At 71.0% G+C, this 25,717-nt stretch carries 18 protein-coding genes; 13 read left to right on the top strand and 5 right to left on the bottom strand.

Features of this window, described 5'->3' with window-relative positions:
- Nucleotides 1–65 precede the first annotated feature (65 nt).
- The 6 genes from J2853_RS26520 to J2853_RS26495 all read left to right on the top strand — a co-directional run bounded on the left by J2853_RS26520 (nucleotide 66) and on the right by J2853_RS26495 (nucleotide 7,720).
- Nucleotides 66–1,970 carry a glycosyltransferase gene (locus J2853_RS26520; protein ID WP_307562503.1) on the top strand — a complete coding sequence of 635 codons (1,905 nt, stop codon included), beginning with the start codon at nucleotides 66–68 and terminating at the stop codon, nucleotides 1,968–1,970.
- 10 nt (nucleotides 1,971–1,980) lie between these two features.
- A complete protein-coding gene (locus J2853_RS26515; RefSeq protein WP_307562501.1) occupies nucleotides 1,981–2,646 on the top strand; it encodes a DALR anticodon-binding domain-containing protein in 666 nt (221 codons plus the stop codon).
- A 46-nt stretch (nucleotides 2,647–2,692) separates the two neighbouring features.
- Nucleotides 2,693–3,505, top strand: coding sequence for a neutral zinc metallopeptidase (locus J2853_RS26510; RefSeq protein WP_307562499.1), 813 nt, complete (start codon nucleotides 2,693–2,695; stop codon nucleotides 3,503–3,505).
- Nucleotides 3,506–3,645: 140 nt separating this feature from the next.
- Complete coding sequence (gene lysA, locus J2853_RS26505) at nucleotides 3,646–5,028, top strand: diaminopimelate decarboxylase (RefSeq protein WP_307562498.1); 1,383 nt, start codon at nucleotides 3,646–3,648, stop codon at nucleotides 5,026–5,028.
- 61 nt (nucleotides 5,029–5,089) lie between these two features.
- Entirely contained in the window at nucleotides 5,090–6,382 is a 1,293-nt protein-coding gene (locus J2853_RS26500) for a homoserine dehydrogenase (protein ID WP_307562496.1), read from the top strand.
- Nucleotides 6,383–6,871: 489 nt separating this feature from the next.
- Nucleotides 6,872–7,720 carry a polysaccharide deacetylase family protein gene (locus J2853_RS26495; RefSeq protein ID WP_307562494.1) on the top strand — a complete coding sequence of 283 codons (849 nt, stop codon included), beginning with the start codon at nucleotides 6,872–6,874 and terminating at the stop codon, nucleotides 7,718–7,720.
- Between the two features lie 84 nt (nucleotides 7,721–7,804).
- Here the strand turns inward: J2853_RS26495 and J2853_RS26490 are convergent, their stop codons facing one another.
- From J2853_RS26490 to J2853_RS26475, 4 genes are read right to left on the bottom strand one after another with little or no spacing between them, the layout of a single operon-like run.
- Nucleotides 7,805–9,580: a glycosyltransferase gene (locus J2853_RS26490; RefSeq protein WP_307562492.1), complete on the bottom strand. Its 1,776-nt coding sequence runs from the start codon at nucleotides 9,578–9,580 to the stop codon at nucleotides 7,805–7,807.
- Entirely contained in the window at nucleotides 9,577–11,499 is a 1,923-nt protein-coding gene (locus tag J2853_RS26485) for a glycosyltransferase family 2 protein (protein WP_307562490.1), read from the bottom strand. The genes J2853_RS26490 and J2853_RS26485 overlap by 4 nt, the downstream gene beginning before the upstream one ends.
- Nucleotides 11,499–13,226 carry a glycosyltransferase gene (locus J2853_RS26480; protein WP_307562488.1) on the bottom strand — a complete coding sequence of 576 codons (1,728 nt, stop codon included), beginning with the start codon at nucleotides 13,224–13,226 and terminating at the stop codon, nucleotides 11,499–11,501. The genes J2853_RS26485 and J2853_RS26480 overlap by 1 nt, the downstream gene beginning before the upstream one ends.
- Before the next feature lie 2 nt (nucleotides 13,227–13,228).
- Complete coding sequence (locus tag J2853_RS26475; RefSeq protein WP_307562486.1) at nucleotides 13,229–13,690, bottom strand: hypothetical protein; 462 nt, start codon at nucleotides 13,688–13,690, stop codon at nucleotides 13,229–13,231.
- Between the two features lie 210 nt (nucleotides 13,691–13,900).
- Here J2853_RS26475 and J2853_RS26470 point away from each other — a divergent pair, with 210 nt between their 5' ends.
- Both J2853_RS26470 and J2853_RS26465 read left to right on the top strand, forming a co-directional pair.
- Complete coding sequence (locus tag J2853_RS26470; RefSeq protein ID WP_307562484.1) at nucleotides 13,901–15,037, top strand: glycosyltransferase family 2 protein; 1,137 nt, start codon at nucleotides 13,901–13,903, stop codon at nucleotides 15,035–15,037.
- A complete protein-coding gene (locus tag J2853_RS26465) occupies nucleotides 15,009–16,805 on the top strand; it encodes a glycosyltransferase family 2 protein (protein WP_307562481.1) in 1,797 nt (598 codons plus the stop codon). Before J2853_RS26470 ends, J2853_RS26465 begins: the two co-directional genes overlap by 29 nt.
- Before the next feature lie 128 nt (nucleotides 16,806–16,933).
- Here the strand turns inward: J2853_RS26465 and J2853_RS26460 are convergent, their stop codons facing one another.
- Complete coding sequence (locus J2853_RS26460; protein WP_307562479.1) at nucleotides 16,934–18,490, bottom strand: glycosyltransferase; 1,557 nt, start codon at nucleotides 18,488–18,490, stop codon at nucleotides 16,934–16,936.
- A 220-nt stretch (nucleotides 18,491–18,710) separates the two neighbouring features.
- Here J2853_RS26460 and thrC point away from each other — a divergent pair, with 220 nt between their 5' ends.
- The 5 genes from thrC to J2853_RS26435 all read left to right on the top strand — a co-directional run bounded on the left by thrC (nucleotide 18,711) and on the right by J2853_RS26435 (nucleotide 25,660).
- Nucleotides 18,711–19,769 carry a threonine synthase gene (gene thrC, locus J2853_RS26455; protein WP_307562477.1) on the top strand — a complete coding sequence of 353 codons (1,059 nt, stop codon included), beginning with the start codon at nucleotides 18,711–18,713 and terminating at the stop codon, nucleotides 19,767–19,769.
- Between the two features lie 66 nt (nucleotides 19,770–19,835).
- Nucleotides 19,836–20,825, top strand: a complete 990-nt coding sequence (locus tag J2853_RS26450; RefSeq protein ID WP_307562475.1) for a homoserine kinase — start codon at nucleotides 19,836–19,838, stop codon at nucleotides 20,823–20,825.
- A 464-nt stretch (nucleotides 20,826–21,289) separates the two neighbouring features.
- On the top strand, nucleotides 21,290–23,443 hold the full coding sequence (gene rho / locus J2853_RS26445; protein ID WP_307562473.1) for a transcription termination factor Rho: 2,154 nt from the start codon (nucleotides 21,290–21,292) through the stop codon (nucleotides 23,441–23,443).
- 241 nt (nucleotides 23,444–23,684) lie between these two features.
- A complete protein-coding gene (locus tag J2853_RS26440; protein WP_307562472.1) occupies nucleotides 23,685–25,004 on the top strand; it encodes a sensor histidine kinase in 1,320 nt (439 codons plus the stop codon).
- An 11-nt stretch (nucleotides 25,005–25,015) separates the two neighbouring features.
- A complete protein-coding gene (locus J2853_RS26435; RefSeq protein WP_307568827.1) occupies nucleotides 25,016–25,660 on the top strand; it encodes a response regulator transcription factor in 645 nt (214 codons plus the stop codon).
- Nucleotides 25,661–25,717: the final 57 nt, after the last annotated feature.

Genomic DNA, 25,717 nt, shown 5'->3' with positions numbered 1-25,717 from the left:
GACTCCTCTGTGTCGAGATAGACCAAAGGGTATCCTTTCGCCCGGCTTAGAAAACGGAGGACGACGTGGCGAGCGAGCAACTCGAGAACACGCGGCAGGCGTTGCGGGAGGCCATGGCCCATGCGGAGCGGGCTGCCGAACTGGCTCGACTGCTCGACGAGGCGCAGGCGAGGACCGCCGACGCGGAGCGTGCGGCCGATGAGCTGCGTGCGGTGAGGGAGCGGCTGAGCGAGACGGAGGAGCGGCTGACGGCCGCGAACGCGACCGAGGAGAAGCTCCGCAAGGACCTCGCGGAGCAGCGCTACCAGGCCGAGGTGGCGAAATGGAAGCTCTCCTCGGTGCAGCTGGCCCGCTGGTCCCGGATCGGTGACGCGATCAAGACGGGCAAGAGCAACCCGGTACGGCTGGCGCGCGGCCTGCGCGGGGCCGCCAGGCCCGCCAAACGCCCGGTCGCCCCCGAGCGCCAGCCCGTCCCGCGCAAGAGCGGCGACAAGCCGGCCCCCGGGGTGTCCTTCCAGGCCACGACCTCGTTCAGGGTCGTCGGCGGAAAGTCGGTCAAGCTCAAGCCCTTCCGCGTCCCGACCGGACCGAACACCCGCCCGCACCTGACCGTGGCCGTGGTCGCCGAACCCCACGCCGAGGCGCTGCTGCGCTACGAGTGGCGGCAGACCATCGGCTTCACGCCCCGGGACTTCGCCCGGGTTCTGGCCGTGGAGGTCCCGCACCTGCTGCTGGTCGAGTCGGTGACCGAGGGGCCGTGGGCCGAGGAGCTGAGCCGGCCGGGCGAGGGACTGCGCGGCCTGCTGTCCTGGTGCGCCGAGCGGGGTATCCGCACGGTCTTCTGGCACACCAAGGGGGAGGCGGACCGTTTCGTGGCCGCCGCCAGGCTGTTCGAGCACATCGTCACCGCGCTGCCCAAGTCCGTGGGCCCGTGGAGCGCCGCCCTGGCCTCCCGGGAGCCCGAGGCCGGGCGCAGGGCCCCCTCGCTGGGGATCCTGCCCTTCGCCGTCCAGCCGCGCGTGCACAACCCGCTGCCCCTGACCGGAGACCGGTTCGACCGGGTGCTCACCCTGGAGGAGCTGCTCCCCGCGCACCTGTCGTATCCGGACGTGCTCACCTCCTACCGCTGGCCGGTGGCGGTGGACTGCCCGCCGGGCACCGAGTCCTGGCTGATGGCCGAGCTGGCCGCCTGCGGCACGTCGATCGGCACCGAGCAGGACGACCGCCGGGCGCACGCGGCGCTGCGCCAGGCCTACGCCGCCGGCACGATGACCAACAAGATCGACGACCTTCTCGACGCGATCGGCCTGCCCAGCGGCCGTGCCACCCTGAACATCTCGGTGATCATGATCGACCGGGGCGACCTCGACCACACCCTGGCCCAGGTCGCGCCGCAGAGGGGCGTCGTCCAGCTGGTGCTCCTCACCGACGCGCAGGACGCCGAGAGGCGGGCCCGCGCCGCGATGCCCGACCGGGTGGAGATCGTGGTCCGCCGGACCGATCCCGGCCTCACCACCGGAGGCATGCTGAACCACGCCCTCGACCTGTGCCAGGGCGACCTGGTGGCCGTCATGGACGCCCAGGACCTGTACGGCCCGCACTATCTGACCGACCTCAGCAGGGCCTTCCTGTTCACCACCGCCGACATCGTCGGCAAGGCCGCCCACTACGCCCATCTGCGCGACGTCACCGCGACCGTGCTGCGACAGCCCGCCGCCGAGTACGCCTACCTTCCCGAGGTCGCCGGAGCCACCCTGCTGGCCCGTCGTACGGTCCTGCGCGGCCTCGGGTTCGCCGACGTCTCCGAGGGCTGGGCCGAGGTGCTCATGCGCCAGTGCCGCACGGACGGGGTCAAGGTCTTCTCCGCCGACCGGTTCGGCTACGTCTGCCTCCGGGACCACGACCGCGGGCTTCTCGACTCGTCCCGGCTCGTCGAGTACGGCCCGGCCGATCCGCACGCCCTGATCTAGGCTGTCGGGCATGACGCCCGGCCGGCTCGGAGAGCTCCTCGGCCTGCCGCCGATCCCGCAGGGGACGTGGGCAGAGGAGGCGCTCTACGTCTCCCCGGCCGCGTTGCGCCGCCGGCGGGAGCCCGGCGAGATGGCGGCACGGCTCCGGGCGTTGCCGGGGATCGCGGAGGTCCGGGTGCGGGCGGACGGGTTCCTGGAGATCGCGGTGGCCGTGCCCGGGGAGCTCGTCGCGGAGCTCGCCGGGCAGGTTCCCGGGGCCTTCCCCGTCACGGGGGTGTCGCCGTGGCCCGACGCCCCGCGGACGTGGAGCAACACTGGATTTGTCGTGAAATATGCGTACATGCGGGCGGCTGCCGTACCGCGCTGGGCGGAGGACCTGGGGGTCGGCGGGAGGTTCCGGCCCGAGCTGCTCGACGGCCGATGGGACAGGGCGGTGCTCAGGCTGCTGGCCGAGGTGTACGGCAGGCGGGCGAGCCGGGATCCCGGATGGGCGGCCTACGCCGAGCGGCTGGCCCTGGCCTACCACGACGCGTTCGAGCGGGAGGCGGCGCTGCCGAAGGGGGACGAGGAGCCGTCGGCGCTCCACACCGCCCGGGTGTGGCTGGCGCGGGCCGTGGGAGCCGTACTGGCCGAAGGTCTGGCGGCGCTGGGCGAGACGGCGTCCGACAGACTGTGATAGACCCTGCCGGAAAGGCCCTCCCGAAACAGGCCCTGGAGGACGAGTGAACGGCGCGCGTGACGGGGAGGCGTGGGAGCCGCGCCGGCCCGGAGTGATCCGGCGGGTGCTGCCGACCGTGCTCGCCTTCGCGGTCATCCTCGGCGGGATGGCGTATTTCAGCGGCGATCTCCAGGACCTGCTCGGGACCGCGCCGGGTTCGCCGCGGTCGGCGGCGGCCACGCATGGCCTCTACGAGGAGACCGGCCCGATCGACGCCCGCTGCGACACCCTGCCCGACGACGTCGACGCCGACCCCGCGGCGTCGCTGAGGGCGCTCTCGACGTGCCTGGACCGGATGTGGGCCGCCACGCTGGCACAGGCGGACCTCGACTACGAGCGGCCACGGGAAGTGCGGCTGATCGCCGCCCGGGACAAGGCCGCGTGCGGGATCGACGACTACGACTGGGCGGGGATCTACTGTCCGGAGCGTCGCGTGGTCAACGTGCTGATCGAGGACTGGCACGCCTTCCCGATGATGTTCACGCTCGCGCACGAGTACGCCCACCACGTCCAGGAGATCAGCGGGATCGCCGACCAGCGGGGCTCGGAGGTCTTCGACGAGGCGTGGTCGCGGCGGCTCGAACTGCAGGCCGACTGCCTGGCCGCGGTGACGTTGCGGAGCTCCTGGCCGAACCAGCTGGAGAACTTCCGGAGGCTGGCCGGGGGCCAATCCGACACGACGGGCGAGCAGGAGTCCGGCTACCTGCAGTCGCACGGCTCGGGCGCCAGCAGTGCCGCGTGGATGCTCCGCGGCGGGCAGGCGGGCACCGTCGCGGCGTGCAACACCTGGGGCGCTCCCGCGAACCAGGTGTCCTAACGGTCAAATAGCCACAAAACATAAAAATGTATGGCTTAAGCACTCAATTGCGTAAAAAGTTCGCGTATTTGGGGCTGATCGCGTCTCGATAGGTGAGCAGTCGTCCCACAGGGATCACCGGGTCCTATAGCCTCGATCGGGTGAGTCGATTCGCCCATCCCGCCGGTGACCGGCATGCCGAAGTGTTGCCCGAGGACCGCCCTCCGCACACGCCTGCCGACCTGAACACGCTTGACCCGACGATCTGGTCCCGGACGTCGAACCGCACAGGCGGCTCGATCACGGTCGGCGGCGTGGACGTCAGAGACCTGGTCGAAGAACACGGCACGCCGCTCTACGTGGTGGACGAGGAAGACTTCCGGTCCCGGTGCCGCGACTACAGGAGCGCGTTCGACGGAGGCGAGGTCCACTACGCCGGCAAGGCGTTCCTGTGCCGCGAGGTCGCTCGCTGGATCATGCAGGAGGGCCTCGGCCTCGACGTGTGCAGCGCGGGCGAGCTCGCCGTCGCGCTGAGCGTCGGGTTCCCGCCCGAGCGGATCACCATGCACGGCAACAACAAGTCGCTCGCCGAGCTGGAGAGGGCCATCGTGGCCGGCGTCGGGCACATCGTGGCCGACTCCTTCGAGGAGATCGCCCGTCTGGGCTTCCTCGCGGACAAGCACGGCAAGCGTCCCCAGATCATGATCCGGGTGACCGTGGGCGTGGAGGCGCACACCCACGAGTTCATCGCCACCGCCCACGACGACCAGAAGTTCGGTTTCTCGCTGAGCGGCGGCGCCGCCGCGGAGGCCGCCCGGCGGATCCTCGCGCTGCCCCAGCTGGAACTCGTGGGCCTGCACTCCCACATCGGCTCCCAGATCACCGACACCGCGGGCTTCGAGGTGGCCGCGAGCCGCCTGGCCACGCTTCTGGTGCAGATCAAGGAGGAGCACGGGGTCGTCCTGCCGGAGCTCGACCTCGGCGGCGGCTACGGCATCCCCTACGTCGACGGCGACGCCGCACTCGACGTCAAGGAGATCGCCGACAACCTGCGGGAGATCGTCTCCAAGGTGACGAAGGCCGCGGGCCTGCCGGTGCCCAAGCTCACCGTCGAACCCGGCCGCGCCATCGCCGGGCTCGCCGGGATGACGCTCTACGAGGTCGGCACGATCAAGGACGTCGAAGGACTGCGCACCTACGTCAGCGTCGACGGCGGCATGAGCGACAACATCCGCACGGCCCTCTACGGCGCCGAGTACACCGCGCGCCTGGCCTCTCGCGAGAGCGACTCCGGGCCGATGCTCTCGCGCCTGGTCGGCAAGCACTGCGAGAGCGGCGACATGGTGATCCGCGACCTGTGGCTCCCACAGGATCTGGCCACCGGCGACCTGATCGCCGTCGCGGGCACCGGCGCCTACTGCCGCTCGCTCTCCAACAACTACAACTACCTCCCCAAGCCCGCCGTCGTCGCGGTCAAGGACGGGGGGGCCCGTGTGATCGTCCGGCGGGAGACCGAGGACGACCTGCTGAGAGGGCAGCTGTGAAACGACCTCAGGCGGTGAACCGCCGAGTGAACGAAGCGAACGAGCGGGAGAGGATGACCGGATGGCGCTGAAAGTCGCGCTCCTGGGATGCGGCGTCGTCGGCTCCCAAGTGGTCAGGCTGATGCAGGAGCAGGCCGACGACCTCACCGCGCGCATCGGGACCCCGCTCGAACTCGCCGGTGTGGCCGTGCGGAGGCTGGGCCGCAGGCGGGACATCGACGTGGACCCCGCCCTGTTCACCACCGACGCCGAGGCCCTGGCCACCCGCGACGACGTGGACATCGTCGTCGAGGTGATCGGCGGCATCGAGCCCGCCAGGTCGCTCATCATGGCGGCCATGAACAGCGGCAAGTCGGTCGTCACGGCCAACAAGGCGCTGCTCGCCGAGGACGGCGCGACCGTTCACGGCGCGGCCAGGGCCAACGACGCGGACCTGTACTTCGAGGCGGCCGTCGCGGGCGCCATCCCGCTGATCCGGCCGCTGCGCGAGTCGCTGGCCGGAGATCGCGTGCGCCGCGTGCTCGGCATCGTCAACGGCACCACCAACTACATCCTCGACAAGATGGACTCCAGCGGGGCCTCGTTCTCCGACGCGCTGGAGGAGGCCCAGGCCCTGGGCTACGCCGAGGCCGACCCCACGGCCGACGTGGAGGGTTTCGACGCCGCGGCCAAGGCCGCGATCCTCGCCGGAATCGCGTTCCACAGCCGGGTGACGGCCGCCGACGTGCACCGCGAGGGCATCACCGAGATCACCGCGACGGACGTGGCCAGCGCCAAGGCGATGGGCTACGTCATCAAGCTGCTGGCGATCTGCGCCCGCTCCGATGACGGCCGTTCCTTCGGCGTCCGGGTGCACCCGGCCATGATCCCCAGGACGCACCCGCTGGCCGGGGTCCGCGAGGCCTACAACGCGGTCTTCGTGGAGGCCGAGTCCGCGGGGCGGCTGATGTTCTACGGCGCGGGCGCCGGCGGCGCCCCGACGGCGAGCGCGGTGCTGGGCGACCTCGTGGCCGTGGCCCGCAACCGGCTGGCCGGGGCACGCGGTCCCGAGGAGTCCACCTACGCCGACCTGGTCGTGCACCCGATGGGCGAGACCGTCACGCGATACCACGTCTCCCTGGACGTCGCCGACAAGCCGGGCGTGCTCGCCCGGGTCGCCGACATGTTCGCCAAGCAGGACGTCTCCATCCAGACCGTCCTCCAGGAGGGGCGCGGCGACGACGCCCAGCTCGTGCTGGTCACCCACCGCGCCACCGACGCCGCGCTTTCGGCGACGCTCGAAGGACTGCGCGAGCTCGACATCGTCCGCGACGTGGTGAGCGTCATGCGGGTCGAGGGCGAGGACGCCTCCTAGGGGTTTCCATGACGGCCCGCGTCTTCCGTGACGGCGCCGGCACCGGGGGCGAGGACGCCTCCCAGGAGTTTCCACGGCCCTCCCGGCCTGTTCGCGGGAGGGTCACGCACGGGACGTGCGGGTGTGTCATCGTTCTTGCCGACTCCGGCCGAGCTGAGATTCATACTTAGCTGTTTGGTAAGAACTCATCCAAGTGTTTTCTATGGGCATATAAGGTACTTGGTGCTTATGTCCCTGGCTTTTCGTCCGGTAGATCGCTCCGTCGTCCTCCTCCGGGCGGTCGGCCGCGTTCGCGCCGGGCTCCGGTCGGCGACGCCGCCGACCACGGCCGGTTCCCCAGGTCCGAACGGCGGAGGCCGGGCGGACTCTCGCGCTCCTGATCGGTGGGAGCCCGCCCTCCGGAACGGTGGGCCGGGAGCGGCACGTGCTGCGCGAACGCGACGCGGAACCCTTCCGGGTCGCGTACCCCTTTCGAAAGGACGGCTTACAGTGAGGATCGCTCGTGGGGTGGCAGCCCTGCTGATCGCATCGGTCGTGCTGGTGATGCCGGCCGTGCCGGCGCAGGCCGCCCAGGGAGAGGCCGCGAAGCCGCAGAAAGCCGCCCAGGGAGAGGCCGCGAAGCCGCAGAAGAAGATCAGCACGGTCGTCTCGCTCACCTTCGACGACGGGGACGTCACCCACGTGGCCGCGGCACGCATGCTGGAGAAGCGAAAGATGCGTGGCACGTTCTACATCAACACCGGGACCGTCGGGGACAAGCTCAAGATGACCCGCGCCCAGATCGCCACGATCGCCAAGGGGGGGCACGAGATCGGCGGTCACACGCTGACCCACCTCCGGCTCTCCGAGCTCCTTCCGAGCGAGCAGCGCACACAGATCTGCGACGACCGCCGGACGCTGGCCACGTGGGGGTACCGGGCCACGACCCTCGCCTATCCGTTCGGCTCGGTGGATTCCGACGCCAAAAAGGTGGCCCGCCAGTGCGGCTACGACGCGGCGCGCACGGTCGGCGGGCTCAAGGAGTGGGGATGCCCCACCTGCCAGGCGGCCGAGCCCTTCCGCCCGGCGGACCGCTACGGGATCCGGACTCCGAGCTCGGTCCGCGAGGACACCTCACTGCACGAGATCAAGCAGCAGGTTCTCAACGCGGAGAAAAGCGGCGGGGTCCTTCCCCTGGTGTTCCACCGGGTGTGCGCCGGCTGCGGCGTCTACTCGGTGTCACCCAAGGTCCTGGACGCGTTCCTCGGCTGGCTGGCCACCCGCAAGTCGCACGGCACGGTGGTCAAGACCATGCGCGACGCGGTCGGGGCCAAGTACAGGCCGCTGCCGCGTCAGTGACCCCCGCCTCCCCGGGCGTCCCCGCCGTCACGGCGGGGACCGGGGGACGACCGCCCGCCGAGGAGGGCCGGGGCCGCAGGCAGGCTAGGTGGAGTCCCGTACCAGTTTCCGCAGGCGGCGGGCGGCGCGGCCGAGGAACGAGCGTTTCCGCACCTTGCGCAGGGCCCCGGCCTCCAGCCGGTTCTGCGTCCTGCGCAGGGCCACGGCCTCCTGCCGGCGTTGTTCGGCTTTCTCCCGCCATCTGGAGGTGTCACGCTGGCTCTTGGCCACCGAGGCACGTAGTTCCTTGAGCTCGGCCTTGAGCGTCGCGACCTGCCGCTGGGCCCGTTCGGCCTCCCGCTTGCGGGACTCGGCCTCCGCGCGCCAGCGCACGGCCTCGCGGTTCCGGCCCGAGGCCCAGGCCGGGTAGGCCCGCGCCGCGGGCCGGAACTTCCACGACTCGGCGTCCAGCCAGGTCGCGCCGTAGAGGTCGGCGATCACATCGTCCAGGGACTCGCCGTCACGGGCGACGCGAATCGCGCGGGCGACGGCGGCGGTCCGCTCCAGACGGGCGGCCACGACCCCGGACTCGCACTCCTCCAGCGCCACGAGCAGCAGGCCCTCGTCGTCCTTCTCCATCTGCTCGACCAGCAGGGCCAGCGACTCGGCGCCGGGGACCCATCCGGCGGGGCAGGTGAGGCGGAACGGCGTGGGGGACGCGGTCGGGGAGACCTCCTCGACGAAGGAGACACGACTGTCGTGGGCGTACTGCCCCTGGATCAGCCGCAGGTCCAGCAGCGGATCGTCCAGCGGTGCCCGGCGGTCGGCGGTCAGGGACGACCACGGGCCGACCACCGTGACACGCAGGTCGGGCAGCGTGCTCGCCAGCGCCCCGTCCACGCTCGCGCGGACGTCCTCGAAAGCGGCGCCGAGGGTGTCGACCACGACGTCGACATAGGGGACCAGCCACTGGCGGCCCGGGTCGGTGCGCAGGTACCGCCGGTAGGGCACGCGGTCGGCGATGAAGGGATCGTTGTGCCGCCGGACGTCCTGGGACCGCCTCATCGCCGTCGTCGTGCCGAGATGCCAGCTCAGCGCGCCGGTGTCCGGGACGAAGACCGCGCCCGTCTGGGTGAGCCGGTAACCCAGCTCGGTGTCCTCGCCGAGCGTCAGGGACGGGTCGGTCCCTCCGACGGCCCGGAACAGCGCCTTGGGCAGGGAGACGGTCGCGCCCACGTGGATGCGGTGGAGGAGCGAGCTGGGGGCGTCGCGGAAGTCGCGGTGCCTGGCGATGAGCTCGTCGATCCAGTCGTGCCCGTGGTCGGGGTCCGCCTCGAAGAGGGAGGCGGTCTTGTCCTTGGCGACGGCGATCTGGACCTCGGAGGGGGTGGGCGGGGTTCCTGCCATGGCGGTGAAGCGCAGTGTGCCCATCACCACCAGGTAGTCGGCGAGGTGGTGCCAGCGCATGTGCGCCTCGACGTGGTCCCGGTAGGCGACGATGTCGGAGTCCATCCGGTGGATCACCTGGCCGTCCGCGACGGCCGTACCGGACTCCAGGGCCCAGGCGATGCCCCAGCCGCCGGGCGCGGCGCCGATGAGGCGGGTGCGTTCGGGGGCGACCTCGGGGAGGCGGAGCGGGGGCGCGCTGCCGTCGTCCACGACGATCACCTCAAGGAGGTGCGCGGGATAGGTCTGGGCGGCGAGGGCGGCCAGGGTGAGGTCGAGTTTCCCCTGGTTCTGCCTGGCGGGGATCACCACGCTCACCGGCAGGCGGGGCTCCCACGCGCCGATGGCGGGCGGGTTGAGCACGCCGTAGTCGTTGCCCGGGATTCGCGGTGCGTCCACCCCGTGGCGGTCGCCGGGAACCGATGGTGTGTTCACGCCGTCTCCACGGGGAGCTCCATGAGCGCGTTGGGCCGGAAGCCGCGCCACTGACGTTTGTTGTCCCGCAGGAAGGTGCCGATCGGCTCGCGCCAGGTGTGGTTGGCGGCGTTGCCGCGCCGCAGGATGTAGCCCAGGCCGTGGGTGCGGTAGATCTGCCCCCCGGCGGCCTGTATCGCGTGCTGGAACTGGGCGTCGATCGTGCCCGGCAGCGGCCTGAACCCGCCCACGGCCTCGAAGGCGGAGCGTTCGGCGAAGATGGTCCCTCCGGCGATGAAGTTGGTGATCTGCTCGGTGATCTGCTGCCGCTGCACGGTCACGTCGATCGACGCCAGGTAGACGAACTCCGGTACCGTGCCCACGACCTCGGCCCCCGAGTACGAATGGGCCAGAAGCAGGTCGGACAGGAAGTCGGGCCCGTACCAGTCGTCGTCGTCCACCTTGACGAGGAACGTTCCCGAGGCCCTGGACGCGGCCTCGTTCAGCACGGCTCCGAACACGGTCTTCTGACTCGCCTGGAACACGGTCACCGGCCGGTCGAAGGAGGCCAGCGCCGCCACCACGTCGGGGTGCCCCGCGGGGATCCCGTGGAGGGTGAGGATCGTCTCGAACTCGACGCCGCGTTGCCTGGCCATCTGCTCCAGCGCGAAGCCCACCATCTCCGGGCGGCGGGTGGTGAGCAGTACGGAGATCAGCGGCGCGGGCGAGGCGGGGGCGCCGAGCTGCTCCCAGCGCGCGCGGACACCGTGGGTGCGCAGCGCCTCGCGCCGGAGCCGGATGCTGTGTTCCTCGCGTTCCAGGTCGTCCGTCAGACCGGACTCGCCGGTCGAGGTCAGCAGCCAGGCCAGTTCCGGCCCGAGGGCTCCCGCCCAGCGCGGCACGCCCTCGGAGATCAGGGGCACGCCGGCCGCCGCCAGCCCGGTGACGACCCGGAGCGCGGCCACGGGGCCGCTGTGGCTCCGCCCCCAGTCCACGCGTACCCCCCGGACCCGCCTGATCCGGTTCACGTCCACGTCGGTGACGCACCCGGAGGTGGCGAACCGGGTGAGCGTCTCGCCGTCGCAGGTGATCGCCCATCGGCCGGACTCGACCGACAGATCGGCCATGCCGAGGGACGGCACGGTGAGGAAGTTCGTCGGGTTGACCGAGCGGTCGTCGACCGGCGGGATGGTCCAGGGCTCGGAGAGGTCGCCGAAGCCCGCCTCCAGGATCCCGGTCCCGCCGGGACGGCCGAGCCGTTCCCAGCTCATCAGCTCGGCGACCGGGCGGTCCACCGGCATCTCGTCGCCGGTCCAGGGGATCGGATCCTGGCCGATGGTGCGCAGGACCAGGTCACTGCCGCGCGCGCCGAACCGCTCGGGAACCGGGCCGCTCACGCCGGCCGGGGCCGCGTTCGGGTCGCCGGGACGCCAGTGGGCCGCTCCCGGACCGGCCAGGCCGACCACGGGCGCCGTCACGGCGTCCAGCCGGTGCGCGGCGAACGCCCTGGCGGTCGCGGCGAGGGTCCGGCCGGAGGGCGTGAGCTTGGAGAACTTCGCGTCCACCACCCACGCCGGCGGTTTCGGCTGGTACACGCGCAGCTCGGTCAGCGCCCGCCAGCGGTGGGCGGGGGTGGGCGACATGACCGGCGCGGTGTACCACGGAGGGGTCTCCTCCACGGCGACGATGACCCGCCTCGCCATGGGGAGCGAGGACTGCAGGGTCGCGGCCCTGCGGAGATCGGTCGGCGTCCGGGCGAGCACCAGGATCGCGGCGACGCCCCCGTCCGGCGGCGGAGCCCCGTCGAGGTCTCCGTCGAGGTCCAGCACGTCGTACGGTTCCAGCTCGGCGGGCGTCTCGAAGCCGGCGCAGTAGACGAGGACCTGCTGCTTGCCGTTGCGCTCCACGGCGGCGCGGACAAGGTCGGTCAGAAAAGACATCAGCCGGTTTTCCCCTGGCGTATGGCCGTCGAGATGATCTTTCGCAGGGGACCGCGCGGCCGCTTGTCCTCCAGCTGACCGATCTTCGCTCGCAGGCGCTCGGTCTCGGCGCGGAGGTCCTTGAGCTCGCCCTCCAGTCGGGCCGCCTCGCGTCGCGACTGGGCCGCGGAGGCCCGCCACTTCGCGACATCCCCGGTGACGGGCTCGGCCTCTCCGGCGGTCGTGAGGCCGAACTGGTCCGCGCCCGCCCAGAACGAGCCGAACAGCTCGTGCACCACGTCGTCGGTGTCGGCGGCGGGGGCGCCGTCGCCGACCAGCAGGGCCGCCCTGGCGAAGGCGGCCGTGCGTTCGAGCCTGGCGGCCCTGACGCCCTCGGGGCTCTCTTCGAGCACCACGCTCAGCAGGCCGTACTCCTCGCGCTCGGCGAGTTTCACCAGCTCCGACAGGCTGTCGGCGCCGAGCACCCATCCGGCGGGGCAGGTGAGGCGGAACGGGGCGGGGGCCGAGGTCCGGGGAGCCTCCTCGGCGAAGGAGACGCGGGGCTCGTGGGCGTAGAGGTTGTGCGTCAGGCGCATGTCGAGCAGCGGCTCGTCGAGGGAGGAGCGACGCCCGCCGGTGAGCGCCGTCCACGGGCCGACGACGGTGACGGCGACGTCGACGACGGTTCCGGCGAGCGCGGCGTCCACGGTCGCCCTGACGTCCTCGTAGGAGGCGCCGCGGGCGTCCACGACGACGTGGACGTACGGCACCAGCCAGTGCCTGCGCGGGTGGGCGCGCAGCCAGCGCAGATCGGGGATGAGGTCGGGCAGCACCGACCAGTTGTGCCGGTGCACCTCCTTCTCCCTGCGCATCACGGTGGACGAGCCGAGGTGCCAGCTGCGGGCCTGCGGGTCGGGGATGAAGACCGCGCCCGCCTGCGCGAGGCGGAAGCCGAGGTCGGTGTCCTCACCCATGTTCAAGGTGGTGTTCACCCCGCCCACCGACCGCAGGAGCGCGATGGAGACCGAGGTGGTGGCGCCGGAGTGGAGCCCGTAGGCGCCCGCGCCAGCGTCCCGCAGCCACCGGCTCTTCTCGAGCACGCCCGCTCGCCACGTGTGCGGGGCCGAGGTGGTGAACAGCTTTTCCGCGTCGCCGGACTCGACGGCCGTGAAGACCTCCTGAGCCGGGGGTTCCTCCCCGTCGGGGGTGAAGCGGATGTCGCCGAGCACGACGGTGTAGGAGGCGAGGTGGTGCCAGCGCATGTGCGCCTCGATGTGCTCCCGGTCGAGGATCATGTCGGAGTCGATCCAGTGCAGGACGTCGCCGCTCGCCGCCGCCGCGCCGGTCTGGCGGGCCCAGCCACGGCCCCAGCGGCCGTCGGGCACCCGGACGAGCCGGGTGTTCGCCGGGGCGAGCTCGGGGATCCGCAGGGGCGGGACGCTGCCGTCGTCGGCGACGACCACCTCGGTCAGATGCGAGGGGTAGCTCTGCGCGGCCAGGCCGGCGAGCGTGCGGTCCAGCGCCTCCTGGCAGTTGTGCGCGGGGATCACCACGCTGACCGTCAGGCGCGGCTCCCCCTTGCCGAGGTCGTGCGGCCGTAGCGATCCGTAGTCGTTGTGCCTGATCCGGGCGCTGGGAACGGCGCCGCGGCCGTCACCCGGGAGAGCGGGGGAGAACGGGGGAGGCCCCTCGGGGGGAGCCTGACGAGACGGCCGGGAGCCGCCGGGGCCGGTTTCGAGGCCGGGCACCGTCACGCCTTCCCCTCTGCTTCGGATCTGGCCTCGGCCGCGTCCAGGCAGGGCAGCAGCCCGGGAGTTCCCTCCTGGTGCCGGCGCTGGGGCCGGGAGATGAGCCGGTGCTCTCCGAGGGAGACCAGGATCGCCTGCAGGTCCTCCTCGTACTTGACCTCACGACTGCCGAGCAGCGTGACGATCTCGTCGAGCCGCCGGTCCAGCCGCTCTGTCGACGCCTTGACCTTGGCCATCTCGGTTTCGTATCGCTTGACTCGGTTGTCGATGCGCAGAGCCTTGCCGTCGACCCTGCGGATGCTCACGACCGTCAGGAGCTGGAAGGCGAGCACCACCGCGAGCGCCCCGATCACGACCGCCGCCGTGGCCGAGATGACGTCCGCGCCCGTGAGCAGCGTCAACGCGATCAGAGCGCAGAGACCGATGCCCCCTGCCAGGAGCATCAGCTTTCGGGCCGTGGACATCTGCGCTTACCTTCCGTACTGCTCTATCTAAATATCTGCCTATGGTGTGGCAATCGAGGCTATCCGTTGTTCAAGATGAAATATGCCTATAAAGGGTAAACTCCGAGCGTCTCGTGATCCGATGACAGCTGTAGACGATCAATTGTGAGCGTCCCTGTCAAGTTGAAAGTAGGACGAGACGCGCTCTTCTGACATCGCTATCCTTCGATCGTGCCTGTACAGCCGACCTCCCCCCTTCCGGCCCCGGTCGGTTTCTCACGGTCGGCGGCCGAGGGCACGGCCGAGATGTCCTGGACCGGGGAAGGGTGGCTGGCGGCCGGCGAGCCGCTCGGTGACCGGCTGGACCCCGACGGCGTCGCCCGCCTGAGGCCGCTGCGGGGCCTGAACATCCGATGGCCCTCCTCACGGGTCCCGATCGAGGTGATCACGGTCCTGGCCGCGGCCGGAGTGCCGCTGCACGCCGCCGGCACACCGGCCTGGGTGGAGCCCGAGCTGGCCGGCCTGCTCGCCGCGTGGACCCCCGAGGAGGGCGACGGCGACCGGCGCTCCGTGACCGACCTGCGCCGGGAGGAGCACAGCGTACGGCTGCGCCGCCACGGGCTCCGGAGCCGTGCCGGGGCGGCCACGGCGGCCCTGCCCAAGGTGAGCGTCGTGATGTCCAGCATGCGGCCGAACCTGCTGGCCTCGGCGCTCGGCCAGATCGCCCGGCAGCGGCGAGTGGAGGTCGAGGTCCTGCTGGGCCTGCACGGCGTCCCCGCCGAGCACGAGGAGGTACGGCGGGCGGTGCGGGAGTTCGACCTGCCGATCACCGTGGTCGAGGCCGGCTCGGAGATCCCCTTCGGGGAGGTGCTCAACCGGGCCGCGTCCAGGGCGGGTGGCGAGCACCTCGCCAAGTGGGACGACGACGACTGGTACGGCCCCGAGCACCTGGCCGATCTTCTCCTCGCGCGCTCCTACACCGGTGCGGACATCGTGGGCACCGCGGCCGAGTTCTTCTACCTGGAGCCGCTCGACGCCACGATCCGCCGTACCGACTACACCAGCGAGATCTGGTCCGAGCACGTGGCCGGAGGCACGATCCTGCTCGATCTGGCCAGGTTCCAGGAGCTCGGCGGATTCCCCGCCCTGCGCGGAGGGGTGGACGCCGCGTTCCTGAAGGCCGCGCACGCCGCGGAGGCGCGCATCTACCGCACCCACGGCCTCGGCTACATGTTGCGGCGTTCGGTGAGCACCGATCACACGTGGCGGCTCTCGCTCGCCCATTTCCTGCGCGTCGCGTCGAACCAGTGGCGCGGCTTCCGACCGAGTCTCATCCTGGATGACCATGATCGTACGGATCGCCGGTAACGACTACGGGAGCCTCATTCCTCCCGAGATCGGCGCCTGGACGCCCTCGCTGCGGGTCAGCGTGGTGGTGCCCGCCTACAGCGGCCAGGAAAAGCTCGACCTGGTGCTCGCCGGGCTGGCCGGACAGACCTACCCCGCCGCGCTGACAGAGATCATCGTAGTGGACAACGGCAGCCTGCCGTCCTTATGCCTGCCCGAGCTTCGTCCCGCGGGGACCCGGCTGATCGACTGCCCGGTGCCCGGCCGGGCCCACGCCCGCAACGCCGGCCTCCTGGCCGCCACCGGCGACGTGATCCACTGGCTGGACTCCGACGTGGTCCTTGATCGCAGGTCGGTCGAGGCGCACATGCGCTGGCACCACGTGGCGCCGTACCTCGTGGTGACCGGCTACCTGCGCTTCACCCCGGCGGAGCTGCCCGCTCCCGGCGTGGTGGCCGCGGCCGACGACCTGGCCAAGATCTTCGAACCCGCCGAGCCGCACGCCTGGCTGGTCGACCTGGTCGAACGGACCGGCGGCCTCATCGACAACCCGCACCGCGCCTTCAGCCTGCACGTGGGCGGCGCCACCTCGGTCAACGCCGCCCTGCTCGCCCAGACGGGGCCGATGGACGCAGGCCTGATCCTCGGCCAGGACACCGAGATGGGCTACCGGCTGGCCCAGGCGGGCGCCGTGTTCGTGCCCGAGCCGCTGTCTCGCGCCTTCCACCTGGGCCCCACGATGCGGATGCGCGACAAGACCTCGATCGACCGGGTCAGTCACGCCTTCGTGGCCGACCGGATCCCGGCCTACCGCTGGCTTCGCTCCCACCCGACCCGGCAGTGGAAGGTGCCCTACCTGGAGGTGGTCGTCGAGCCCGCCGGGCGGCCGGGGGGCGGCTACGGCTACGACGAGGTCCGCGCCACCGTGGACGCCGTGCTCGCGGGCACCCTGCCCGACGTCGTGGTCACCCTCACCGGCCCCTGGGACCGGCTCGGAACCGAGGACCGCGCGCCACTGGAGAACCCGGACCTGGACCTCGTGCTGATCCGAGGCCACTACGCCCACGAGCCCAAGGTGCGCTTCTCGCTCGGCGCCCCCGAGTCGGTACGGCCGGCCCCGTCGTATCCGGCGACCGGCGAGGGACTGCCGGCGGTGCCGTACCGGCTCAGGCTGCCGGCGGGGTGGGTGCCGGGCGAGGACAGCCTGGCGCGGCTGCTCGACGTGGCCAAGGACGACGGCTACGGCCTGGTCTCGGTGCTGCTGGCCGAGGCCGCCGAGAGCCCGGGGAGCGCCGGAAGGGCCGAAACCACCGGGAACGCCGAGGACGCCGGGAGCGCGGGGGGCGCCGAGGGCGTCGAGGGCCGGGCCCGGGGAGACCGGAGGCTCGTCACGGCACGGCTGGAACGGGCCGCGGCGTTCGCCCGCGCCGCGATCGTCCTGGCGGAGGGCGAGGACCTCGACGACGCCGTGGAGGACACCTTCGGGGTCCTGTGGGTGGACGGCGAGACCTACGGCTTCCTGCCCGAGGCCCGGCCGGTCACCGGCCGCCGCGGGTCCCACCGGGCCAGGACCGAGGCGGAGGCCGAGGTGGCCCGGCTCACCAAGGAGGCCGAACGGCTTCGCGGTCAGGTGACCAAGTGGCGCGACGAGGCGGGGACCTGGCGCAGGAGCGCGGTCGAGCTGCGGCGCGAGGTCGGCGGCCTGCGCAAGGAACTGGCCGCCGCGCGGAAGGTCGTCCAGTACGGCCTGCTCTCCTCCGTCAAACGGGCGCTCACCCGCCGCCGGTGACCAGGCCGGCCTCGCCGGGGAAGAAGTGCCCGATCGTCGTCCGGGCCTGTGCCCGCCGTAGGTCCCGGCCCTTCGCCGTGCGCCCGGTTCCCGGGAGGGGACAGCGAGGCCGGGTCAGGCCCGGACGCTCAGCCGGAGCGGGGTCTGGCGAGGAACCTGCCGAACCAGGACTCCGGCCTGGTCTGCGTGGGCTTCGGCGCCGCAGGTCTCTTCGTCGCAGGCGCGTTCTGGGCCGGGGCGTCCGGCGAGGGCTTTCGCGCGGAGGACGCGAGCTCCTTCCCTGGGGCCGGGGGCGCGGTCCTGACCGGCCAGAACTCCGACCGATCGCCGTGCCGTACGCCGTGGGTGGCCTTGATCGAGATGACGACGTCGTCGGCGCCGAGCAGCTTCGCCCGGCCCAGCGCCTCGGTCCGTTCCAGCGTCGCCCTGCCGGCGTCCGAGAGATCGACGACGAGCATGCCCGGCCGGTCCTTCTGCATCGCGCCGATCATCCGCTCCAGCGAGTCGTCTCCCAGCGGGACCGAGACCGGGCCCGTGTAGCGGAACGGGATCGGGGCGGGGGTGTCGGAGACCTTGTCGGCCAGCCGTACGCGCTCGTCGTGGGAGAAGTACTCACGCAGCGTCCGGAGCTCGAAGAAGGGGTCGTCGAGCACCGGATGGCGGCCCTCGGGCAGCTGTGACCACGGGGCGACCAGGGTGACGAGCACGTCGCCGACCGTCCCCTCAAGAGCCGCGCTCACCGCCCTGCGCACCTGGTCGGAGGGCGCGTCGACGTGGAGCACCACCTCCACGTACGGCACCAGCCACCGCCGGCCCCGGTCCTTGCGCAGGTCACGGCGGAGCGGAACGCGCTGGGCGAGGTAGGGGGCGACGGACCGGACGGTCCGTTCCTTGTCAAGGCGCTGGGCGGGAAGCCCCAGATGCACGGCCTGGGCCGTCGGGTCGGGAATGAAGACCACGCCCCGCTGGGCCAGCCGGTAGGCGAACTCGGTGTCCTCACCCCTGAGCACGCTCGGATCGACCCCGCCCACGGCCTGGAAGGTCTCGCGGAGCATCGACACCGTCGGCCCCGTGCACACGTGATAGGGGTTGCGGCTGGCCCGCAGGCCGTTGGTGCGCTGGATCGTCCGTTCGGTGGAGCTGGGCAGGGCCCCCGACAGGTCGAAGACGGACTCCAGCGGGCTCGTGCGCACGCCGTCGTACACCCGGGCGGCTGAGAGGTCGGGCTCCTCGATGAACTTCTTCGCGCCGATGGTGACCAGGTAGTCGGCCAGGTGATGCCAGCGGGCCAGGGCCTCGATGTGTTCCCTGCAGACGACCATGTCGGAGTCAAGGCGCTGGATGATCCGGCCCTCCGAGAGGGCGGCGCCGGTGTTGACCGCGTTGGCGGTGCCCCAGCCCGAGGGGTCGGCCACCTCGATCCGGGTGCCGGACGGAGCGATCTCCGGCAGCCGCAGCGGCGGGGTGCTGCCGTCGTCGACCACGATCACTTCCATGAGGTGATCGGGATAGGTCTGCGCGGCCAGGGCCGCGAGGGCCAGGTCGAGCCGGCGCTGACCGCCGTACGCGGGGATGATCACGCTGACCGAGAGCCGCGGACTCCATTCGCCGAGCGCGGGGGGATCCAGAGGTGAGTAGTCGTTGTGCCGGATCGGCGGCTGATGGATCACCGCGTCGTCCGTCATGATTCAGGTGCCCCTTTTACATGCGTGCGTGCCTGTCAACTCCTGTCAAGGGCTGATGACCCTACAGAACGTTGCTTAGAGTTTCCTGATAGCAAGACGCCTGACTTGTCCATTTGGTGGACAACGCATCCCGCTGCCGAGACGGTTGCCCGTAGACTCGGTTCCCAGTACCGCAGGTAGTAGGACGCGCACGGTCTGTCCGCGCGCGGGAGGAGTGATCATGGCCAGGGCGTGGCGGGGCCTCATCGAGGAGTACCGTGACCGACTTCCGGTGACCACGGCGACGCCCGTCGTCACGCTCCTGGAGGGCGGCACGCCGCTCATCCCGGCGAACAGGGTCTCGGCGCTGACCGGTTGCGAGGTCTACCTCAAGGTCGAGGGCCTGAACCCGACCGGCAGTTTCAAGGACCGTGGCATGACCATGGCCATCAGCAAGGCCGTCGAGGACGGCGCGAAGGCCGTCATCTGCGCCTCCACCGGCAACACCAGCGCCTCCGCCGCCGCCTACGCGGTCCGCGCGGGCCTGACCTGCGCCGTGCTGGTGCCCCGCGGCAAGATCGCGATGGGCAAGCTGGCCCAGGCCCTGGTCCACGGCGCCAAGCTGCTCCAGGTCGAGGGTTCGTTCGACGACTGCCTTGACATGACCAGGAAACTGTCGGAGAACTATCCGATCGCGCTCGTCAACTCGGTGAACCCGTTCCGGCTCCAGGGCCAGAAGACCGCGGCCTTCGAGATCGTGGACACGCTCGGCGACGCCCCCGACATCCACTGCATCCCGGTCGGCAACGCCGGCAACATCTCGGCCTACTGGATGGGCTACACCGAGTACGCCGAGGACGGTGTCGCGTCCGGGAAGCCCCGGATGTTCGGCTTCCAGGCCAGCGGCGCCGCGCCGATCGTCAACGGCGCCCCGGTGACCCACCCCCACACGATCGCCACCGCGATCCGCATCGGCAACCCCGCCTCCTGGCAGCTCGCAGAGGCCGCCCGTGACGAGTCCGGCGGGGTCATCCAGGCCGTCACCGACCGCCGGATCGCCGCCGCCTACAAGCTGCTGGCCCAGGAGGAGGGCGTGTTCGTCGAGCTCGCCTCGGCCGCCAGCGTCGCGGGCCTCCTCCAGGCCCACGAGCAGGGACTGGTCGACCCCGGCCAGCGCATCGTGTGCACGGTGACCGGAAACGGCCTCAAGGACCCCGACTGGGCCATCTCGGGGGCTCCCACCCCGGTGACGATCCCGATCGACGCCCACGCCGCCGCCACCGCCCTCGAACTCGCCTAAGCGTCAGGCCCGAGCGTTAAGGAGTAGGGGCGCGGCTCCCGGCAGGGGGCCCGCTCCGGAGACTTGATGACCGACAGCAGCAAGGTCGTCGTCCGGGTCCCGGCGACGTCGGCCAACCTCGGACCCGGGTTCGACACGCTGGGATTGGCCCTCGGTCTGTACGACGAGGTCGAGGCCGCCCTCTTCGAGCTCCCCGGAAGCGCCGCCTCCCGGGAGGTCGTCATAGAGGTCGAGGGCGAGGGATCGGGCGAGCTCGCCCCGGGAGAGGGCCATCTCATCGTGAGGACGATGCGCATGACCTTCGACCGGATGGGGGTCCCGCAGCCGCGCGGCATCCGGTTACGCTGCCTGAACCGCATCCCCCACGCCCGCGGCCTCGGATCCTCCTCCGCTGCGATCTGCGCGGGCATCCTCGCCGCCCGCGCGCTGGCCGGCACGCCGTACGCGGCGGGTCCCCATCCGGACGATCCCCTCGATCCTTCCCGGACGCGGCCCGCGTTCACCGATGACGACGTCTTCGCGCTGGCCACCGAGATCGAGGGCCATCCCGACAACGTGGCGCCGTGCCTCGCGGGCGGGCTGACCATCGCATGGACGGATCAGTCGAACGTTCCGCATATGGTGAAACTGATTCCACACGCCGGCATCCGGCCCGTGGCCATCATTCCCCGGAACAGACTCTCCACCGAGGTCGCCCGGGGGCTGCTCCCCAAGGACGTGCCGCATGTCGACGCGTCCGCGAACGCCGGCCGGGCGGCGCTGCTGATCGCGGCGCTCACCGGCGGGCTCGAACCGGGAGTGCTGCTGGCCGCGACGGAGGACCGGCTCCATCAGAATTACCGCGCGCCTGCGATGCCACAGACCGCCGATCTGGTAGAACGATTGCGCGGGATCGGCGTTCCCACGGTTGTCTCGGGAGCCGGTCCCACGATCCTTGCGTTTTCGACTGCGGATACGCAGGATTTGATCGCACCAGAAGTGGGTACTGACTGGCACATCCAGCCACTGGATGTCGAAACCCGCGGTGCTTGCGTTGTTTCTCCCGAGACACGCTGATACCTCTTCGACCTTCAGGGAATAGCTGTGTGCGCTGGTGATGTTAGGCTGATAGCCGCACCAGGTGCCCCGCGTTGGGTGCGTGCTTGTCAGTCACACATCGCTGCACCATGTCTCACTTCGTGAGGCATGAGCGCCGCAGTGGCCTCCCCGAATCCGTCGCCTCCGAATGCTCCACATTCGGTTGGGGCAACGAGAGGCGGCGTTTAAGGGGACATGCGCGTTCGATCTACCTCGACATCTGGTTGCCGGTAGCAATCCGGGGGGTGTCCTCCAAGCCCCACCGTCGGCGAATCTCGATGGTGGCGGTCTGGATACGCCCTTCTCCGACAGTGGCGGCGGTTCTCATGGACCGTCGAGGATCGCAACGTGCAACCCGACCCGGTCTGTCCCACCGGGTTGATCGCACCACCGGGACGATTGGCTGATCATGGCCACGCCCGACCCCTGGGAAGGACCCATTAGTGAGCGACACCACCGAACTCCTCTCCGACACCGGCACGCTGCCGGCGACCGGCGACACCCCCATCCGCGCCGCGGCCAAGCCGCGTCGTCGCTCCGGCACCGGCCTGTCCGCCATGGTGCTGCCCGAGCTGCAAGCCATGGCGTCAGGCCTCGGCATCAGCGGGACCGGGCGGATGCGCAAGAGCCAGCTCATCGCGGCCATCCAGGAGAAGCAGGGCGTATCCCCTGAGAGCGCCCCGGCTTCCGCCCCCGTTCCCACCGTCGTCAAGGAGACTCCGGCAGCCCCGGTCGCCGTGGCCGAGCCTGCGGCCGAGCGGATCACCGAGCGTCCGGCGCGCACCCGGAGGGAACGTTCCCGTCCCGCCGCCGTCGCCGTCGCCGCCGAGCCCGTCGTGGAGCAGGCGCCCCCGGCGCCTGAGCCCGTGTCCGCCGTCGCCGCCGAGCCCGTGATCGAGCAGCAGCAGCAGCTCGACACCGGCCAGACCGAAGGCCGCCCCGAGCGTGGCGAGAGCCGTCGCGAGCGTGGCGAACGCCGCGGTCGCAACAGCGAGCGCGGCGAGCGCACCAACGACCGGCGTGAGCGTGGCGACAACCGTGCCGACCAGCGCGCCGCCGACCCCGGCCAGAGCCGCGGCGAGCGCGTCGGTGAGCGTGGCGGTGACCGTCTCAACGACCGCGGTGACCGCGGCGAGCGCGGTGACCGTGGCGGCGACCGCAACGAGCGGATCAACGACCGCAACGAGCGGATCAACGACCGCGGTGACCGTCTCAACGACCGCGGTGACCGCGGCGAGCGGGGCGACCGTGGCGGCGACCGCAACGAGCGGATCAACGACCGCGGCGACCGCGGTGACCGTGGCGACCGCGGCCCGCAGAACCGTGGCCCGCAGGACCGCAACGACCAGCACGGCGTCGGCGAGGACGACGACCGTCGCGGCCGTCGCGGCCGGTTCCGTGAGCGGAACCGTCGTGGCCGTGACCGCTTCGACAGCAACGAGCCCGTGGTGGGCGACGACGACGTCCTGATCCCGATCGCCGGCATCCTGGACATCCTCGACAACTACGCGTTCGTCAGGACCAGCGGCTACCTGCCCGGCTCCAACGACGTCTACGTCTCGCTGGCCCAGATCCGCCGCAACGGCCTGCGCAAGGGTGACGTCGTCACCGGCGCCGTCCGCCAGCCCCGCGACGGTGAGCGCCGCGAGAAGTTCAACGCGCTCGTCCGCCTCGACACGGTCAACGGCATGGACCCGGAGCAGGCGCGGCAGCGGCCCGACTTCAACAAGCTCGTCCCGCTGTACCCCCAGGAGCGGCTGCGCCTGGAGACCGAGCCGAACATCCTGACCACCCGGATCATCGACATGGTGGCGCCGATCGGCAAGGGTCAGCGCGGTCTCATCGTCTCCCCGCCCAAGGCCGGCAAGACGATGGTGCTCCAGGCGATCGCCAACGCGATCACCCACAACAACCCCGAGTGCCACCTGATGGTCGTCCTGGTGGACGAGCGTCCGGAAGAGGTCACCGACATGCAGCGGTCGGTCAAGGGCGAGGTCATCCACTCGACCTTCGACCGTCCGGCCGAAGATCACACCACGGTCGCCGAGCTCGCCATCGAGCGTGCCAAGCGTCTGGTGGAGCTCGGTCACGACGTCGTCGTGCTGCTCGACTCGATCACCCGTCTGGGCCGGGCCTACAACCTGGCGGCCCCGGCCTCCGGACGAATCCTGTCCGGTGGTGTCGACTCCACCGCGCTCTACCCGCCGAAGCGTTTCTTCGGCGCCGCCCGCAACATCGAGAACGGCGGCTCGCTGACGATCCTCGCCACGGCGCTGGTCGAGACCGGCTCCAAGATGGACGAGGTCATCTTCGAGGAGTTCAAGGGCACCGGAAACCTGGAGCTCAAGCTCAACCGCTCGCTCGCGGACAAGCGGATCTTCCCCGCGGTGGACGTCGACGCGTCCGGCACCCGTAAGGAAGAGATCCTCATGGGCAAGGACGAGCTGCAGATCACCTGGAAGCTGCGGCGCGTGCTGCACGCTCTGGACATGCAGCAGGCTCTGGAGCTTCTCCTGGAGAAGATGAGGGAGACCAAGTCCAACGCGGAGTTCCTCCTCCAGGTCCAGAAGACCACGGTCAGCTCCGACCGCGACTGATCGTTTCGCTGTAAAAGTCGATCACCCTGACGTACGACGAATGCCCCGGTCCCCGTGACCGGGGCATTCGTCGTCTCCGAGGTCTTGTGTGACCGGAGACTTCGGGATATCCCTACTTTCAGAACGCCCGCCTGCCGCATTTCGCCGTGCCTGCTTCCTCCAACAGGCTTGGATGGTCCGATACGAGGTTCGGGCACGGCCATAGCCGTGATCGCAGTTCGTGAAGACGAAAGGTGAGCGCATGGTGGCCGAGAGCGCAGCGAGCCGACCTGTGACGGGGACGCCGCTCCGCCGGCGTGTCCCACTGGGGCCGAACGGGCCCGTGGGCATGCTCGTCGACCCGATGACCTGGCGGGCGGTGCCCTACCTGCTGGTGAGCATGTTCTACGGCATCGCCTGCTTCGCCGTCCTGGCGTCGGCGATCCTGCTCTCCCTGGTCCTGGCGGTCGTGTGGGTGGGGGTGCCGCTGCTCGCGCTGACCATGCTGGCCTGGCGCGGCGCGGCGATGCTCGAACGCCGCTTCCTCCGGCTGGGCTTCGGCGTGGACATCCCCGCCCCCTACCGGCCCTCCGAGGGCGACAACCTGTTCCTGCGGTGGAAGGACATGTTCGTCGACCCCGCGACCTGGAAGGATCTTCTCTACCTCCTGCTGCTGCTGCCGATCGGGATCGGGGAGTTCGTCGTCTCGGTGGTCCTGTGGTGCTTCGCGCTCGGCCTGACCGTCGCGCCGCTGCCCCTGCTGCTCGTCGGTGAGCCGATGACGCCCGGCGGCGAGTTGCTGATCGACACGGTGCCCGAGGCGCTGCTGTGCATGTCCGTCGGGACAGGCTTCTTCCTCGCCGCGCTCTACGCGACCCGGGGGATGGCCTGGCTGCACGCGCTGTTCGGCATCGCGTTGCTGGGGACGGGGGAGAAGAACCGGCTGGTCGCCCGTGCGGCGTACCTGCGGGCCAGCAGGGCCCGCGGGGTCGACGCGGCCGAGGCCGAGCGGCGCAGAATCGAGCGTGACCTGCACGACGGCGCTCAACAGCGGCTGCTGTCCGTGGCCATGGATCTGGGGCGGGCCCAGGCCAAGATGGACTCCGACCCCGAGGGGGCCAGGGAGCTCCTGGCCCAGGCGCACACCGGCACCAAGGCCGCCATCGCCGAGCTGCGTGATCTCGCGAGAGGGATCCACCCGGCGATCCTCACCGACAGGGGGCTGAGAGCCGCGCTCTCCTCGCTCGCGGCCCGCGCGCCCGTACGGGTGGATCTTTCGGTGGAGGTGTCCCACCGCCCGCCGGCGGCGGTGGAGAGCATCGCGTACTTCATCGTGGCCGAGTGCCTGACCAACCTGGCCAAGCACTCCGAGGCCACTGAGGCGTTCATCCGGGTCAGCCGTCAGGGTCAGCTGGTGGTCGTCGAGGTGTACGACAACGGGGTCGGCGCCGCGGTGCCGCGCCCCGGGGGCGGCCTCGCGGGGCTGGCGGACCGGGCGGCGACCATCGACGGCACCCTGAGCGTGGACAGCCCGCTCGGGGGGCCCACGATGATCCGCGCAGAACTGCCCTGCGAGTGGTGAGGGACGAGCGTATGCGGGTGGTGATCGCCGAAGACTCGGTGCTGTTGCGCGAGGGACTGGCCAGGCTGCTGGCCGACGGCGGGATCGAGACCGTCGGGGTGGCGGGGGACGGCCCGGGGCTGGTGGCCGTGGTGGCCCAGCATGATCCGGACCTGGCGATCGTGGATGTGCGGATGCCGCCGACCCATACCGACGAGGGGCTGCGCGCGGCCCTGGAGGCCAGGTCGCGGCGGCCGGGACTGCCGATCCTGGTGCTGTCGCAGTATGTGGAGGAGCAGTACGCCACCGAGTTGATCGGCGGCGGCGCCGCGGCGGTCGGCTACCTGCTCAAGGAGCGGATAGCCGACGTGGCCGAATTCCTCGACGCGGTACGCCGGGTGGCGGACGGAGGGACGGTCATCGACCCCGAGGTGATCGGGCAGCTGCTGAGCCGCCAGCGCAAGGGGGATCCGCTGGAATCCCTGACCGCCAGGGAGGGAGAGGTCCTGGCCCTGATGGCCGAGGGCCGCTCGAACACGGCCGTCGCCGGGCGCATGCTCGTCACCGAGGGCGCGGTGGAGAAGCACATTTCCAGCATCTTCACCAAGCTCGGTCTTGAGCCCGCCTCCGACGACCACCGCCGGGTCCTGGCCGTGCTCGCCTACCTGGGCAGGTAGGGAAGATGAAGAACAGGTAAAGACGAGGTTCGCGAATCGGGGCCCGAGACCGCCCCT

The sequence above is a fragment of the Streptosporangium lutulentum genome (assembly GCF_030811455.1).
Taxonomy (GTDB): Bacteria; Actinomycetota; Actinomycetes; order Streptosporangiales; family Streptosporangiaceae; genus Streptosporangium; species Streptosporangium lutulentum.
This window is presented reverse-complemented; position numbering and strand designations above follow the sequence as displayed.

What these genes read in the sequence shown, in the direction of transcription:
- J2853_RS26515 (WP_307562501.1), top strand. Translation starts at nt 1,981, where the DNA reads ATGACGCCCGGCCGGCTCGGAGAGCTCCTCGGCCTGCCGCCGATCCCG.
- J2853_RS26500 (WP_307562496.1), top strand. Translation starts at nt 5,090, where the DNA reads ATGGCGCTGAAAGTCGCGCTCCTGGGATGCGGCGTCGTCGGCTCCCAA.
- J2853_RS26485 (WP_307562490.1), bottom strand. Translation starts at nt 11,499, where the DNA reads ATGTCTTTTCTGACCGACCTTGTCCGCGCCGCCGTGGAGCGCAACGGC.
- J2853_RS26475 (WP_307562486.1), bottom strand. Translation starts at nt 13,690, where the DNA reads ATGTCCACGGCCCGAAAGCTGATGCTCCTGGCAGGGGGCATCGGTCTC.
- J2853_RS26465 (WP_307562481.1), top strand. Translation starts at nt 15,009, where the DNA reads ATGACCATGATCGTACGGATCGCCGGTAACGACTACGGGAGCCTCATT.
- J2853_RS26460 (WP_307562479.1), bottom strand. Translation starts at nt 18,490, where the DNA reads ATGACGGACGACGCGGTGATCCATCAGCCGCCGATCCGGCACAACGAC.
- thrC (WP_307562477.1), top strand. Translation starts at nt 18,711, where the DNA reads ATGGCCAGGGCGTGGCGGGGCCTCATCGAGGAGTACCGTGACCGACTT.
- J2853_RS26450 (WP_307562475.1), top strand. Translation starts at nt 19,836, where the DNA reads ATGACCGACAGCAGCAAGGTCGTCGTCCGGGTCCCGGCGACGTCGGCC.
- J2853_RS26440 (WP_307562472.1), top strand. Translation starts at nt 23,685, where the DNA reads ATGGTGGCCGAGAGCGCAGCGAGCCGACCTGTGACGGGGACGCCGCTC.
- J2853_RS26435 (WP_307568827.1), top strand. Translation starts at nt 25,016, where the DNA reads ATGCGGGTGGTGATCGCCGAAGACTCGGTGCTGTTGCGCGAGGGACTG.